Genomic DNA, 14,589 nt, shown 5'->3' with positions numbered 1-14,589 from the left:
CAGCGATGTGGAGCACCAGTGACCTCCCTGACCCTGGTCGACACCGACCCAGCCGAACTCGCCGTCGACGCCGTCGTCATCGGCGTCTACGCGATCGAGGGCGGCGACACCAAGCTGCCGATCGCCCCGGGCGCTGAAAGCGTCGCGGCAGCGTTCAGTGACCGGCCGGGCGGCGGGCTCGCCGAGACCCTGCGGGTGCTCGGGGCGACCGGCGCGCTCGGTGAGGTCACCAAGCTCGCCGCGTTCGGCGCGGTCGCGGCCCCGCTCGTGGTCGCCGTCGGCCTCGGCGCGCCGGTGGGCGGCGCCGGCCGGGCACCCACAAGCGAGTCGCTGCGCCGCGCGGCCGGGGCTGCGGCCCGCTCGCTGGCCGGGTCGGCCTCGGTCGCGATCGTGCTGCCGCTGTCCGACCCGGACAAGACGGGCGACGAGGACCTGACCGCCGGGGTGCGCGCGGTCGCCGAGGGGGCGTTGCTGGGCTCCTACCGCTTCCTGGGGTACAAGACGAAGCCCTCCGCCACCCGCCGCGACCCGGTGCGCAAGGTGCTGGTGCACGTGCCCGACGCGGGCGCGAAGGCCGCGAAGGCGGCTCTGAAGCGCTCCGGCGTGCTGGGCGGCGTGGTCGCCCGGACCCGCGACTGGATCAACGCCGCCCCGAACGAGCTGCGGCCGCCGCAGTTCGCCGAGCAGGCCGCGGCCGCCGCGGCCGAGGCGTCGCTGGAAGTGTCGGTACTCGACGAGAAGGCCCTGGCCAAGCAGGGATTCGGCGGCATCCTGGCCGTCGGACTGGGCTCGGCGGCCGCCCCGCGCCTGGTGCGCATCGCGTATGAGCCGGCCGGCGCCACCCGGCGGATCGCGCTCGTCGGCAAGGGCATCACGTTCGACACCGGCGGCGTGTCGATCAAGCCGACCGCGGGCATGTGGGAGATGAAGTCCGACATGTCCGGCGCCGCCGCCGTGGTCGCCACCATGCTCGCGGTCGCGCAGCTCAAGCCGAAGGTCGCCGTGGTCGCCTACGCGCCGATGGCCGAGAACATGGTGTCCGGCAGCGCGTACCGGCCGGGCGACGTGGTGCGGATGTACAACGGCGCGCAGGTCGAGGTGCTCAACACCGACGCCGAGGGCCGGATGATCCTCGGCGACGCCATCGCCCGGGCCTGCGAGGACGAGCCGGACTACCTGTTCGAGGTGTCCACGCTCACCGGCGGGCAGGTCATCGCCCTCGGCAAGCGCATCGCCGGCGTCATGGGCACGCCGGAGCTGTGCGAGCGGATCCGCGACGCCGGCGAGCGGGCGGGCGAGCCCGCGTGGCCAATGCCCCTGCCCGAGGACGTGCGCAAGGGCATGGACTCCGAAGTGGCCGATATCTCACAGGTGAACTCGGGCATGGACCGGGCCGGGCACATGCTGCAGGGCGGCGTGTTCCTGTCGGAGTTCGTCACCAAGGGCGTGCAGTGGGCCCACATCGACATCGCGGGCCCCAGCTACCACTCCGGCGAGCCGTTCGGCTACTGGTCCAAGGGCGGCACGGGCGTGCCGGTCCGCACGCTCGTGGAGCTGATCGAGCAGATCGCCGCGGAGTAGCTCAGCTCTTCTTGTTCCGCGCGTTGTAGTCGCGCCAGCGCTGCGGATAGCCGACCAGCGCGATGTCGTAGACGGGCATGCTCAGGCGGTGCGCGAACTGGCGCGCCGCCTGAGGGTTCTCCATCCGCCGCCGGGTCCACTCCCCGTCGTGCGCGATGAGCAGCAGTGTCGTCTCCGTCACGGTCGTGCGGGGTTCGATGAACCCCTCCACGCCCCGCCGCGAGCGCACGAACTCCTCCAAATACACCAAATCCTCGCGGCTCGCGGTGCGTCCACCAGCTGCCGGCCTGCGTCGGCGGAACCACGCCACGATCCGCTCCCTCCCATCGAGCCAGACCAAGAACCATCGAGTCCGAGCACAGGGTACGACGCCCGCGCGCGCGAAAGGACCCGCCACAGGGCACCTACCGTCGCAAGCGAGCAGCGCAAGTGACAAGATGGCCAAGGATCGTCATGCGAAGGGCGAACCCCGCATTCGCACCGCCACGAGCCGGCAGGCCCGTGTATCACCTGGGAGAATTCGTGAGCGACCCACACGCCAACTCCTTCGACGTCCTGATCCTGGGCGGCGGCAGCGGCGGCTACGCGGCCGCGTTCCGGGCCGCGCAGCTGGGCCTGTCCGTCGCGCTGGTGGAGAAGGACAAGATCGGCGGCACGTGCCTGCACCGCGGCTGCATCCCGACCAAGGCGCTGCTACACGCGGGCGAGGTGGCCGACGCGGCCCGCGAGGCCGAGCAGTTCGGCATCCAGGCGACGCTCAACGGCGTCGACATGAAGGCCGTCAACGCCTACAAGGACGGCGTGATCACCAAGCTCTACAAGGGCCTGCAGGGCCTGGCCAAGGCGCGCAAGGTGCAGCTGATCGAGGGCGAGGGACGCCTGGTCGCGCCCGACGCCGTCGAGGTCGCCGGCACGCGCTACACGGCGAAGAACGTCGTGCTGGCCACCGGCTCCTACTCCAAGACGCTGCCCGGCCTGGCCGTGGACGGCGAGCGGGTCATCGCCAGCGAGCACGCGCTGGAGCTGGACCACGTGCCCGCGTCCGCGGTCATCCTCGGCGGCGGCGTGATCGGCTGCGAGTTCGCCAGTGCCTGGAAGTCCTTCGGCGTCGACGTGACGATCGTCGAGGCGCTGCCGCGGCTGCTCGCGGTCGAGGACGAGGCCAGCTCGAAGGCGCTGGAGCGGGCGTTTCGCAAGCGGGGCATCAAGTTCAAGGTGGGCAAGCCCTTCGAGGGCGTCGAGCGCACCGACACCGGCGTGCGGGTGACGATCCAGGGCGGCGAGACGATCGAGGCCGAGCTGCTGCTCGTGGCCGTCGGCCGCGGGCCGAGCACCGCCGGCCTCGGCTACGAGGAGCAGGGCTTGAAGATGGAGCGCGGGTTCGTCCTCACCGACGAGCGGCTGCGCACCTCCGTGCCGGGCGTCTACGCGGTCGGCGACATCGTGCCCGGCGTACAGCTGGCGCACCGCGGCTTCCAGCAGGGCATCTTCGTCGCCGAGCAGATCGCCGGCCTGAGCCCGCAGGTCTTCGACGAGGCCGGCATCCCGCGCGTGACCTACTCCGAGCCGGAGGTCGCCTCGGTCGGGCTCAACGAGTCCCGGGCCCGCGAGGTGCACGGCGACGACAAGATCGAGACGTTGCAATACGACCTCACCGGCAACGGCAAGAGCCAGATCCTCAAGACCGCGGGCTTCGTGAAGCTCATCCGGGTCAAGGACGGGCCTGTCGTCGGCGTCCACATGGTGGGCGCCCGGGTGAGCGAGCTCATCGGTGAGGCCCAGCTGATCTACAACTGGGAGGCGTTCCCTGGCGACGTCGCCCCGCTCGTGCACATGCACCCGACGCAGAACGAGGCTCTCGGCGAGGCGCACCTGGCGCTGGCCGGCAAGCCGTTGCACGTCCACTGAATCGACTGGGACCCGACCGCCACCACCGCAAAGTACGAGGAGTCGTTTCATATGCCGGTATCGGTCACCATGCCCCGGCTGGGCGAGAGCGTCACCGAGGGCACCGTCACCCGCTGGTTGAAGCAGGAGGGCGAACGCGTCGAGGCCGACGAGCCGCTGCTCGAGGTCTCCACCGACAAGGTCGACACGGAGATCCCGTCCCCGGCGGCCGGCGTGCTGACGCGCATCGTCGTGCAGGAGGACGAGACCGCCGAGGTCGGCGCTGAGCTGGCCATCATCGGCGACGGCACGGAGGGCGCAGCCGCGCCCGCCGCCGTGAGCGCGCCCGCGGCCGCCGAGCCCGAGGTGGTCGAGCCCGCCGAGGAGCCGGCGCCGGTGGCACAGCAGCCGGCGCAGCAGCCGGTGGCCGAGGCGGCGCCCGCGGCCGGCGGCGCCGAGGGCACCCCGGTGAAGATGCCGGCGCTGGGCGAAAGCCTCACCGAGGGCACCGTCACCCGCTGGTTGAAGCAGGTCGGCGACGCCGTCGAGGCCGACGAGCCGCTGCTGGAGGTCTCCACCGACAAGGTCGACACGGAGATCCCGTCGCCGGTCGCCGGGACGCTGCTGGAGATCAAGGTCGCCGAGGACGAGACGGTGGAGGTCGGCGCTGAGCTGGCCATCATCGGCATCGCCGGCGCCGCACCCGCGAAGGCCGCCCCGGCCCCCGCACCGGCCCCGCAGCCAAAGGCCGAGCCCGCGCCGCAGCCGAAGGCCGCCCCGGCCCCCGCCCCGGAGCCGAAGCCCGCACCCCGGCCCGCCCCCGAGCCGCAGCCCGCGGCCGCCGCGCCGGTGCACGCCGCGCCGGCGACCACCGTCACCGCGCCCGCCGGCAACGGCAAGGTCGCCGAGGACGCCGGATACGTCACGCCGCTGGTGCGCAAGCTCGCCGCCGAGCACGGCGTGAGCCTGTCCGCCCTGTCCGGCACGGGCGTCGGCGGGCGGATCCGCAAGCAGGACGTGCTCGACGCGGCGGCGAAGGCCGCCGCCGAGAAGCAGGCCGCGGAGCGGCTGGCGGCCGCCCCGGCGCCCGCGGCAGTCGCCACGGGCGTCACGGGTGCCCCGGCCCCGAAGGCGGCGCCGAGCCCGCTGCGCGGCCAGACGCAGAAGCTGACCCGCATGCGGGCGCTCATCGCGCGGCGCATGGTCGAGTCGCTGCAGATCTCGGCGCAGCTGACCACGGTCGTCGAGGTGGACGTCACGAGGGTGGCGAAGCTGCGGGACAAGGCCAAGGCGCAGTTCCTCACCACGCACGGCGTGAAGCTGTCGTTCCTGCCGTTCTTCGCCCTCGCGGCGGTCGAGGCACTGCGGGTGCACCCGGTGGTGAACTCCTCGATCGACCTGGAGGCGGGCACCATCACGTACCACGACGCCGAGCACCTGGGCATGGCCGTGGACAGCGAGAAGGGCCTCATCGTCCCGGTCATCCGCAACGCGGGCGACCTCAACCTCGCCGGCCTGGCCAAGCGCATCGCGGACGTGGCCGACCGGACCCGCAACAACAAGCTGAGCCCGGACGACATCGCCGGCGGCACGTTCACGCTGACCAACACCGGCAGCCGCGGCGCGCTGTTCGACACGCCGATCATCAACCAGCCGCAGGTGGCGATCCTGGGCACCGGCGCGGTCGTCAAGCGGGCCGTCGTGGTCAACGACCCGGAGCTCGGCGAGATCATCGCGCCGCGCTCGATGGTCTACCTGGCCCTGTCCTACGACCACCGCATCGTCGACGGCGCCGACGCCGCGCGCTTCCTCACCACCGTGAAGGAGCGCCTGGAGGCCGGTCACTTCGAGGCCGACCTCGGCCTCTAGCCAGCCGCTGCGTCAAGGGCGTCCCGGTCACGGGGCGCCCTTGACGTCTTTCTGGCGAGAATCGCCCCGTGACCAGCCAGGCGCCGATTGTTGTCCGGACGGTACCTGCCGAGGGCAAGATGGCGGTATGCAGATCCTGATCGCGGGCGCCTCCGGGTTTCTGGGCCAGCGCCTGGTCCCGCACCTGCGGGAGGCCGGGCACCAGGTCATCCGGCTGGTGCGGCGTCCGCCGCGGCCCGGGGAGGTGCGCTGGGACCCGACCGCCGGGGTGCTGGACGGGACCGTGGTGGCGGCCGCCGACGCGGTGATCAACCTGGCCGGGGCGGGCGTGGGCGGCAAGCGCTGGACCGGGGAGTACAAGAAGGAACTCGTCGACAGCCGCGTGGACAGCACCCTGACCATCGCCCGGGCGATCGCCGCCGCGCCCACCAGGCCGAAGGTGCTGCTCAACGCCTCGGCCGTGGGCTACTACGGGGACACCGGCGACCGGACCGTGGACGAGTCCTCCCCCGCGGGTGAGGGCTTCCTCGCCGACCTGTGCAAGGTGTGGGAGGCCGCGACCCATCCCGCCGAGGACGCCGGCACCAGGGTCGCGCTGCTGCGCACCGGGATACCGCTCGACCGCGACGGCGGCATGCTCAAGCCGCTCTATCTGCAGTTCAAGCTCTTCGCCGGCGGCCGGATGGGCAGCGGCCGGCAGTACCTGCCGTGGATCTCACTCCCGGACTGGCTCGCAGCGGTCACGTTCGCGCTCGAACGCGAGCTCAGCGGCCCCGTCAACCTCACCGGCCCCGAGCCGGTCACCAACGCCGAGTTCTCCGCCGCGCTGGCCAGCGTGCTGCACCGGCCCAGCCTGCTGCCGGTGCCCGGGTTCGCGCTGCGCGCCGCGGTCGGCGAGTTCGGCGGTGAGGCCCTGGCCAGCCAGCGGGTGCTGCCGGCGGTGCTGGTGCGCGAGGGGTTCTCCTTCGCGCACCGCACCGTCGGCGAGGCCCTCGCGCAGGCCGTCTCGTCGAGCACCCGGTAGTCCGCGCGACCGCCGCGGTGAGCCGCAAGGTTAGGCTGCATGCGTGACCAGCGTGGTGGGTATGCGGATCGTCCGGGCCGGGATCGTGGAATACGAGGCGGCGCTCGCCGAACAGCGCCGCGTGCACGACGAGGTGGCCGAGGGCACGACACCGGACACGGTGCTGCTGCTCGAGCACCCGAGCGTCTACACGGCCGGCAAGCGGACCGAGCCCGCGGACCGGCCGTTCGACGGGACGCCGGTGATCGACGTGGACCGGGGCGGCAAGATCACCTGGCACGGGCCGGGGCAGCTGGTCGGTTACCCGATCATGCGACTGGCCGACCCGGTGGACGTGGTGGCGTACGTGCGGCGCATGGAGCAGATGCTCATCGACGTCTGCGCGGAGCTCGGCCTCGTCACGACACGGGTCGAGGGGCGCAGCGGCGTATGGGTCCCCGCGGACGAGCGCGGGCCCGACCGGAAGGTGGCGGCGATCGGGATCCGGGTGGCTCGCGGCGTCACGCTGCACGGGTTCGCCCTGAACGCGGACTGCGACCTCTCGCGGTACGACATCTTCGTGCCCTGCGGCATCCGGGACGCGGGCGTCACGTCACTGTCGGCGGAGCTCGGCCGGGACGTGACCGTCGAGGAGGTGCTGCCGATCGTGGAGCGGCACCTCACGCAGCTGTACTGACCGTCGTCGGCGAAGACCACCAACGATTGAGAAACCTCACAAACGTGACGTCAATCGCGTTCCCAGCGGTTGAGCAGGCACCGGGCGTAGTCTTCGGACTGTGACCGCCGTTGTTCCCGAAGGCCGTCGTCTGCTGCGCATCGAAGCACGCAACGCGGAGACGCCGATTGAGCGCAAACCGCCGTGGATCAAGGTTTCGGCCAAGATGGGCCCCGAATACACACATCTACGGGGGCTCGTCCAGCGTGAAGGCTTGCACACGGTCTGCCAGGAAGCCGGCTGTCCCAACATCTACGAGTGCTGGGAGGATCGCGAGGCGACCTTCCTGATCGGCGGCGACCAGTGCACCCGCCGCTGCGACTTCTGCCAGATCGACACCGGCAAGCCGGCCGAGTTCGACGCGGACGAGCCGCGCCGGGTCGCCGAGTCGGTGGCGACGATGGGGTTGCGATACGCGACCGTGACCGGCGTGGCCCGCGATGACCTGCCCGACGGCGGCGCGTGGCTCTACGCGGAGACCGTCCAGCAGATCCACGCCCTCGTCGAGGGGTGTGGCGTCGAGCTGCTCATCCCCGACTTCAACGGCGAGCCGGACCTGCTCGCCGAGGTGTTCGCGGCGCGGCCGGAGGTGCTCGCGCACAACGTGGAGACCGTGCCGCGGATCTTCAAGCGCATCCGTCCGGCATTCCGCTACGAGCGGTCCCTGGGCGTGCTCACCCTGGCGCGCGAGGCCGGCCTGGTGACCAAGTCCAACCTGATCCTCGGCATGGGCGAGGAGCGGGCCGAGGTGTCGCAGGCGCTGCGCGACCTCCACGAGGCCGGATGCGAGCTGGTGACGATCACGCAGTACCTGCGCCCGTCGCCTCGCCACCACCCCGTGGAGCGGTGGGTCAAGCCGGAGGAGTTCGTCGAGCTGCGCGAGGAGGCCGAGCAGATCGGCTTCGCCGGCGTGCTGAGCGGGCCGCTGGTTCGCTCGTCCTACCGGGCCGGCCGGCTGTATCGCCAGGCGCTGGACAGCCGGGCTCTCAAGGCTTGATGCCCTCCCTCTAGACTCGGAGGTATGGCAAAGGCCCAGGAGCCGGAGAAGGCCTCCTTCTTCACACGGCTCAAGCAGATCGGCATGGTCTTCTCGTTCACCGCGAAACGAGACAAGGCATTCGTGCCCCTCGTGGTGACGGTCGTCCTCGTGCCGCTGATCGCGGTGGGCGTCGCTATCGCACTGGGCCTGTCGTGGATCTGGGCCCCGCTGGGCGTGCTGCTGGCGCTGCTCGGCACCGTCATCGTGCTCAACCTGCGCTCGCAGAAGGCCATGATGAAGGAGGCCGAGGGGCAGCCCGGCGCCGCCGCGTCGATCATCGAGAACATGCGCGGCGACTGGCGGGTCAGCCCGGCGATCGCCTCGACGACGCAGTTCGACATGGTGCACCTGGTCATCGGCCGGCCCGGCGTGATCCTGATCGGCGAGGGCAACGTGAGCCGGGTCAAGGGGCTCATCGGTCAGGAGCGGCGCCGCCTGCTGAAGGTGATCGGCAACGCCGAGCTGCGCGACTTCATGATCGGCAACGAGGAGGGCCAGATCCCCCTCGCCAAACTGCGCAGCACGCTGATCCGGCTGCCGCGCACGATCACGTCCAAGGACGTCAACTCCCTCGACAAGCGGCTCACCGCGCTCTCGGCGCGGCCGCAGATGCCGCGGGGCGCCCTGCCCAAGAACATGAAGCCCCCGAAGGGGCAGTTCAAGGCGATGCGCGGGCGCTGAGACCCGCTCAGACGGCCTGCACGATCGAGCCGACGGCCCGGTCGTGCAGGCCGCGCTGTTTCTGGTCCAGGATCAGCGCGGTGACCAGCGGGAGCATGATGACGGCCCGCAGCAGTGCCCGCGGCACGCCGACGGGGCGGCCTGTGGTGATTGACACACAACGGATCCGAAACAGCCACATGCCCACGGTCTGCCCGAAGAAGCCGAGGAACAGGCCATACACGACGACGAACACCCCCGGTGCCAGCCACGGCTCGTCGGTCGGGCTCGCGAACGCGCCCGCGATGAGCAGGCACGAGATCCAGTCGATGAGCAGGGCGCCGAAGCGACGGGCCAGGGTTGCCGGGGTTGGTTCCACGACGAGTCAGACTATCGAATGACCCACCGGCGCTGATCGGGCGAGCAAAGAGCCGCGAAACACAGCGGAAACAGTCGAGACACGCCGGGGCAATCGCACGGTTCTACGGTCGCCCAACCAGCAAGCTTCACACTGAAGTGATCACCAGACTGGTCATGCCTGCCACCTGGAGGACGAGTGTTCGCCAATTCTGAAGAGCTGTTGCGATACGTGAAGGATGAGGGCGTCCGCTTCGTCGACGTTCGCTTCTGTGACCTGCCTGGCGTCATGCAGCACTTCAACTTGCCGGCCGAGTCGTTCGACGAGAAGGTCTTCACCGAGGGTCTGGCCTTCGACGGCTCGTCCATCCGTGGGTTCCAGGCGATCCACGAGTCGGACATGCTCCTGCTGCCCGACGCGACGTCCGCCTTCATCGACCCGTTCCGGGTCGAGAAGACCCTGGCGCTGAACTTCTTCATCCACGACCCGTTCACGCACGAGGCATACTCGCGTGACCCGCGCAACGTGGCGAGGAAGGCGGAGGCGTACCTCAAGTCGAGCGGCATCGCGGACACGGCGTACTTCGGCGCCGAGGCGGAGTTCTACATCTTCGACTCGATCCGCCACGAGACGTCGGCGAACCAGGCGTACTACTACATCGACTCGATCGAGGGCTGGTGGAACTCCGGCAAGGACGAGCCGGGCGGCAACCGCGGCTACAAGACCGCCTACAAGGGCGGCTACTTCCCGGTCCCGCCGGTCGACCACTACGCCGACCTGCGTGACCAGATCGTGCGGAAGCTGCTGGGCGCCGGCTTCGAGGTCGAGCGGTCGCACCACGAGGTCGGCACCGCCGGCCAGGCCGAGATCAACTACAAGTTCTCGACCCTGCTGCACTCCGGCGACCAGATGCAGCTGTTCAAGTACCTCGTGAAGAACACCGCCTGGGCCGCCGGCAAGACCGCGACGTTCATGCCCAAGCCGCTGTTCGGCGACAACGGCTCCGGCATGCACACGCACCAGTCGCTGTGGCTGGGCGGCGAGCCGCTGTTCTACGACGAGACCGGCTACGGCGGCCTGTCGGACACGGCCCGCTGGTACATCGGCGGCCTGCTGCACCACGCCCCGTCGCTGCTGGCCTTCACCAACCCGACGGTCAACTCGTACCGCCGCCTGGTGCCGGGCTACGAGGCGCCGGTCAACCTGGTGTACTCGCAGCGCAACCGCTCCGCCTGCACCCGTATCCCGGTGACGGGCAACAACCCGAAGGCCAAGCGCGTCGAGTTCCGCGTGCCGGACCCGTCGGCCAACGTCTACCTGGCCTTCTCGGCCATGCTGATGGCCGGCCTGGACGGCGTCAAGAACAAGATCGAGCCGCCGGCCCCGATCGACAAGGACCTGTACGACCTGCCGCCGGAGGAGGTCGCGAACGTCAAGCAGGTCCCGGGCTCGCTGCCGGAGGTGCTGGACTCGCTGGAGGCCGACCACGGCTTCCTGCTCGAGGGCGGCGTCTTCACCCAGGACCTGGTGGACACCTGGATCTCGTACAAGCGCGTGAACGAGGTCGACCCGGTCCGCCTGCGCCCGACCCCGCACGAGTTCGCCATGTACTACGACGTGTGATCCGTCACACGTCCTGCTCCACCGCAGCGGCCCGTCCCGGAGCTTCCGGGGCGGGCCGCTCGCCCGTTCAGGCGGCGCCGAAGATGCGTTCGACCACCGCGCGGGCGCGGCGGGCCACGCGGAGGTACTCGTCCAGGAACTCCTGCGGTTCGACGCCCCCACCCAGGACCGACGCCGCGGCGGCCAGGTCGGGGCCCTGGCGCGGGAGCTGATCCGTCGCGCGGCCGCGGACCAGGGTCAGCAGGTTGCGCAGGCGGGACGCCTGGCGCCAAGCGGCCTCGAGGGCGGCGGCGTCGGAGTGGTCGATCAGGCCGGCGGCGGTGGCGGCGGCGAGGGCCTCCAGCGTGCGCGGGGTGCGCAGGGACGGCTCCGCGTGGCCGTGCTGCAGCTGCAGCAGCTGCACGGTCCACTCGACGTCGGCCAGGCCGCCACGGCCCAGCTTGGTGTGCGTGGCCGGGTCGGCGCCGCGCGGGAGGCGTTCGCTGTCGACGCGGGCCTTGAGGCGGCGGATCTCGTGGATCTGCTCGCGGGTGAGGCCGCCCGGCGGGTAGCGCTTGGCGTCGGCGACCTCCAGGAAGCGGGCGCCGAGGGGCGCGGAGCCGGCCACCGCGCGGGCGCGCAGCAGCGCCTGGGCCTCCCAGACCTTCGACCAGCGGGCGTAGTACTGCTGGTATGCCTTCAGGCTGCGCACCAGCGGGCCCTGGCGGCCCTCCGGGCGCAGGTCGGCGTCGACACCCAGCGGCGGGTCGTGCGCGGGGCGGGCGAGCAGGCGGCGCAGCTCCTCGGCGATGCTCAGGGCCACGCCGCTGGCGGCGTCGTCGGCCAGGCCGGGCGCGGCCTCGTAGACGAAGAGCACGTCGGCATCGGACGGGTAGCTGATCTCGGCGCCGCCGAGGCGGCCCATGCCGATGATGGCGAACTCCAGCGGCGCGGCCGTGCCGGTCGGCAGCGCGGCCGTCACGCCGAGAGTGGCGCGCAGGGTCGCGTCGATGACGGCGGAGAGGGCGTCGCCGACGTCGGTGACGTCGAGCAGGCCCAGCAGGTCGGCACAGGCGATGCGGAACAGCTCCCGGCGGCGCAGGGCGCGGACCGCGTTGATGGCGGTCTCCGGGTCGTCGTGGCGGGCGGCCGCGGCGGCGAATCCCTCGGTGAGGACCTCGGCGCTGCGCGGCACCAGCTCCGCGTCGTCGGCCAGCAGGCGCAGGGCCTCCGGGTCGTGCACGAGCAGGTCGGTGACGTACCGCGACAGGGCGAGCAGCCGCGCCAGGCGCAGGGCGACCGGGCCCTCGTCGCGCAGCAGCCGCAGATACCACGGGGTGTTGCCGACCTTCTCCGAGACCTGGCGATACGCCAGCAGGCCCCGGTCCGGCTCGGGCGCGTCGGCGAACTCGCTCAGCAGCGCCGGCAGCAGCTGACGCTGGATCGCCGCGGTGCGCGACACGCCGCCGGTGAGGGCCTCGATGTGCCGCAGCGCGCCCGCCGGGTCGGCGAAGCCGAGCAGGTCGAGGCGGGCGCGGGCGGCGTCGGGGGTCAGCCGCAGCTGCTCGGTGGGCACCCGGGCGACGGCCTCCAGCAGCGGGCGGTAGAAGAGCTTGGCGTGCAGGCGGCGCACCTCACCGGCATGGCGCACCCATTCGGCCCGGAACGACTCGACGGCGTCCCGGGCGGCGCTGGGCCGGTAGCCGAGGGCGTGGGCGAGCCAGCGCAGCCCGGCCGGGTCGTCCGGGACGGTGTGCGTGCGGCGCAGCCGCTGCAGCTGCAGGCGGTGCTCGACGACGCGCAGGAAGCGGTACGCGCGCAGCAGGGCCTCGCCGTCGGCGAGGCCGACGTAGCCGCCCTCGATCAGCGCGCGCAGCCCGGCGAGCGTGGTCGGGGTGCGCAGCGACTCGTCTGCGCGGCCGTGCACGAGCTGCAGCAGCTGCACGGCGAACTCGATGTCGCGCAGGCCGCCCGGGCCCCGCTTGATCTCGCGGTCGACCTCGGCGCGCGGGATGACCTCGATGATGCGCCGGCGCATGCCGCGCACCTCCTCGACGGCCTCCGGCCGCTCGGCCGCGGACCAGATCAGCGGCTGCAGCTCGGCGAGCCACTGCTCGCCGAGGGCCTGGTCGCCCGCGGCCGGACGGGCCTTCAGCAGCGCCTGGAACTCCCAGGTCTTCGCCCATTTCTTGTAGTACGCCAGGTGTGACGCGACGGTCCGCACCAGCGCGCCGCGACTGCCCTCCGGGCGCAGCGCCGCGTCCACGGGCCAGGCGACGAACCCGCAGATCTCCATCATCCGGGCGGCCAGCGCGCTGCCGGCCCGCATCGCGGTCTCGGTGTCGGCGCCGCCGTCGGGCTCGGCGACGAAGACGACGTCCACGTCGCTGACGTAGTTGAGCTCCCGCCCGCCGCACTTGCCCATCGCGACGACGGCGAGGCGGCAGGCGCCGGTGCCCTGCTCGCCGACGGCGATGGCCAGTGCCGCCTGCAGGGTCGCGTCGGCCAGCTCCGTCAGGCAGCGCATGGTGACCTCGACGTCGGCGGCACCGGTCAGGTCGGCGGCCACGATGCGCAGCAGCTCCCGGCGGTATCCGCTGCGCAGCGACGGCACGGTGGAGACGTCCCGCGTGGAGTAGCCGGCCGCCCGCCTGCTCTGCTCCCCGGTCAGCTCGCGCCACTCGTCGGGGTTGGCCACGAGCATGTCGCCGAGGGTCGCGGAGACGCCGAGGACGCCGATGAGGCGGCGGCGCAGTGCCTTGTCCGTCAGGACCGCCGTGAGCACCTCCTCCCCCGCCGCCTCCACCAGCCGGTGCAGCTGGAAGAGGGCCAGGTCGGGGTCGGCGGCGAAGTACAGCGTGTCGAGCACCGCCGCGGCCTCGTCGTCGGCGGGCCGGCGCGCGACCGGGTCCCACAGGCGCAGCCCGCCGGGCCCGGTCATGGCTTCCGTGCGCTCGTTGTCGGTGAACCCGAACCGCGCCAGATGCCCGGGGCCGGTCTTCGCGATCGGGTCCATCAGCGCGGCCCGAGCAGCGGCAGGGAGCGCAGCCCGCCCTCGCCGGCGCGCGGTGTCCGGCCCAGGGCGACGGCCGCGAACCGCTCGGCGAAGGGCTTCCAGACGTCGGCCACGTCGTCGAGCGCCGCGTCGACCCGCTCCAGCAGCTCGACGGCGTCGATGCCGAGCTCGCCGAGGGTTCCGACGCCGTCCATCGCCCACTGCGCGAACATCTCGAGGTCGCACTCGATGTGGAACTGCAGGCCCCACGCGGCGCCGCCGATGCGGTACGCCTGGATCGGATAATGCGTCGAGGCGGCCAGCAGGGTGGCGTTCATCGGCAGCTCGACGATCTCGTCGTGGTGCCAATGGAGCACGTCGGGCGCGAACGGCACCGCGGCGAAGATCGGGTCGTCGTCGGCGACGTCGCGCCGCGCGACCAGCCGCACCCCGATCTCGGGTCCGGCGGCGCTGCGCTCGACGGTGCCGCCGAGCGCGCGGGCGAGCAGCTGCGCGCCGAGGCAGATCGCCAGCGTCGGTACCTTGTGCCGGACCGCCTTGCGGAGCAGCCCCTCAAGCTCGTCGAACCACGGCGCGGCGCGCTCGCCGCGCTCGTCGGGGAAGGCGTCCTGCTCGCCGCCGAGCACGACCAGCGCGGCGTACCCGTCGAGATCGGGCGGCAGCGCCTCGCCCGCGTGCGGCCGGAGCACCTCCAGCCGCAGCCCGCCGCCGGTGAGCCACTCGCCGAGCCGGGCGGCCCCGTCGAATGGGTCGTTCTCCACCACGAGTGCCGTGTTTCCTCTCGGGGCGGCCCCCGCGATGCTGCCTTCGATCGTCACGCCCCGACAATAACGACCGC

12 protein-coding genes are annotated in these 14,589 nt (G+C 72.0%); 8 read left to right on the top strand and 4 right to left on the bottom strand.

All coding sequences use genetic code 11. The features are described 5' to 3' along the window. The first annotated feature begins 18 nt into the window (after positions 1-18). Positions 19-1,581, top strand: a complete 1,563-nt coding sequence (locus AB0367_RS25085) for a leucyl aminopeptidase (RefSeq protein ID WP_366228847.1) — start codon at positions 19-21, stop codon at positions 1,579-1,581. Between the two features lies 1 nt (position 1,582). Here AB0367_RS25085 and AB0367_RS25080 read toward each other — a convergent pair whose 3' ends face one another. Next, positions 1,583-1,891, bottom strand: coding sequence for a hypothetical protein (locus AB0367_RS25080; protein WP_366228846.1), 309 nt, complete (start codon positions 1,889-1,891; stop codon positions 1,583-1,585). A 212-nt stretch (positions 1,892-2,103) separates the two neighbouring features. On the opposite strand from AB0367_RS25080, the gene lpdA reads away from it, so the two are divergent. The 6 genes from lpdA (at position 2,104) to AB0367_RS25050 (ending at position 8,796) form a co-directional block, all read left to right on the top strand. Continuing rightward, positions 2,104-3,489: a dihydrolipoyl dehydrogenase gene (gene lpdA / locus AB0367_RS25075; protein ID WP_366228845.1), complete on the top strand. Its 1,386-nt coding sequence runs from the start codon at positions 2,104-2,106 to the stop codon at positions 3,487-3,489. A 51-nt stretch (positions 3,490-3,540) separates the two neighbouring features. Beyond that, positions 3,541-5,337, top strand: a complete 1,797-nt coding sequence (sucB, locus tag AB0367_RS25070; protein ID WP_366228844.1) for a 2-oxoglutarate dehydrogenase, E2 component, dihydrolipoamide succinyltransferase — start codon at positions 3,541-3,543, stop codon at positions 5,335-5,337. 127 nt (positions 5,338-5,464) lie between these two features. Continuing rightward, positions 5,465-6,361, top strand: a complete 897-nt coding sequence (locus AB0367_RS25065) for a TIGR01777 family oxidoreductase (protein ID WP_366228843.1) — start codon at positions 5,465-5,467, stop codon at positions 6,359-6,361. A 61-nt stretch (positions 6,362-6,422) separates the two neighbouring features. Then, positions 6,423-7,037, top strand: coding sequence for a lipoyl(octanoyl) transferase LipB (gene lipB / locus AB0367_RS25060; protein ID WP_366228901.1), 615 nt, complete (start codon positions 6,423-6,425; stop codon positions 7,035-7,037). A gap of 100 nt (positions 7,038-7,137) precedes the next feature. Beyond that, complete coding sequence (lipA, locus tag AB0367_RS25055; protein ID WP_366228842.1) at positions 7,138-8,073, top strand: lipoyl synthase; 936 nt, start codon at positions 7,138-7,140, stop codon at positions 8,071-8,073. A gap of 24 nt (positions 8,074-8,097) precedes the next feature. Further along, the gene (locus tag AB0367_RS25050; protein WP_366228841.1) at positions 8,098-8,796 is read left to right on the top strand and encodes a DUF4191 domain-containing protein; all 699 of its coding nucleotides are present in this window, start codon (positions 8,098-8,100) and stop codon (positions 8,794-8,796) included. 7 nt (positions 8,797-8,803) lie between these two features. On the opposite strand, the gene AB0367_RS25045 is transcribed toward AB0367_RS25050, so the two are convergent. Further along, a complete protein-coding gene (locus AB0367_RS25045) occupies positions 8,804-9,154 on the bottom strand; it encodes an RDD family protein (protein WP_366228840.1) in 351 nt (116 codons plus the stop codon). A gap of 177 nt (positions 9,155-9,331) precedes the next feature. Between AB0367_RS25045 and glnA the strand changes: the two genes are divergently transcribed. Beyond that, positions 9,332-10,756, top strand: coding sequence for a type I glutamate--ammonia ligase (glnA, locus tag AB0367_RS25040; RefSeq protein WP_366228839.1), 1,425 nt, complete (start codon positions 9,332-9,334; stop codon positions 10,754-10,756). Positions 10,757-10,823: 67 nt separating this feature from the next. Here the strand turns inward: glnA and AB0367_RS25035 are convergent, their stop codons facing one another. Together AB0367_RS25035 and AB0367_RS25030 are read right to left on the bottom strand one after the other, a co-directional pair. Further along, a complete protein-coding gene (locus tag AB0367_RS25035) occupies positions 10,824-13,751 on the bottom strand; it encodes a bifunctional [glutamine synthetase] adenylyltransferase/[glutamine synthetase]-adenylyl-L-tyrosine phosphorylase (protein WP_366228838.1) in 2,928 nt (975 codons plus the stop codon). Further along, entirely contained in the window at positions 13,751-14,569 is an 819-nt protein-coding gene (locus tag AB0367_RS25030; protein WP_366228837.1) for a type 1 glutamine amidotransferase, read from the bottom strand. Before AB0367_RS25030 ends, AB0367_RS25035 begins: the two co-directional genes overlap by 1 nt. Positions 14,570-14,589: the final 20 nt, after the last annotated feature.

Source organism: Dactylosporangium sp. NPDC051484 (assembly GCF_040689395.1).
In the GTDB taxonomy this organism is placed as follows: Bacteria; Actinomycetota; Actinomycetes; order Mycobacteriales; family Micromonosporaceae; genus Dactylosporangium.
Note: the sequence above shows the minus strand (reverse complement) of the source record. Positions and strands in the feature narration are given on the sequence as shown.

Bases quoted from the DNA above. Each gene is read 5' to 3' on its own strand.
- lipB (WP_366228901.1), top strand. From the start codon at position 6,423: ATGCGGATCGTCCGGGCCGGGATCGTGGAATACGAGGCGGCGCTCGCC.
- AB0367_RS25065 (WP_366228843.1), top strand. From the start codon at position 5,465: ATGCAGATCCTGATCGCGGGCGCCTCCGGGTTTCTGGGCCAGCGCCTG.
- AB0367_RS25035 (WP_366228838.1), bottom strand. From the start codon at position 13,751: ATGGACCCGATCGCGAAGACCGGCCCCGGGCATCTGGCGCGGTTCGGG.
- AB0367_RS25050 (WP_366228841.1), top strand. From the start codon at position 8,098: ATGGCAAAGGCCCAGGAGCCGGAGAAGGCCTCCTTCTTCACACGGCTC.
- sucB (WP_366228844.1), top strand. From the start codon at position 3,541: ATGCCGGTATCGGTCACCATGCCCCGGCTGGGCGAGAGCGTCACCGAG.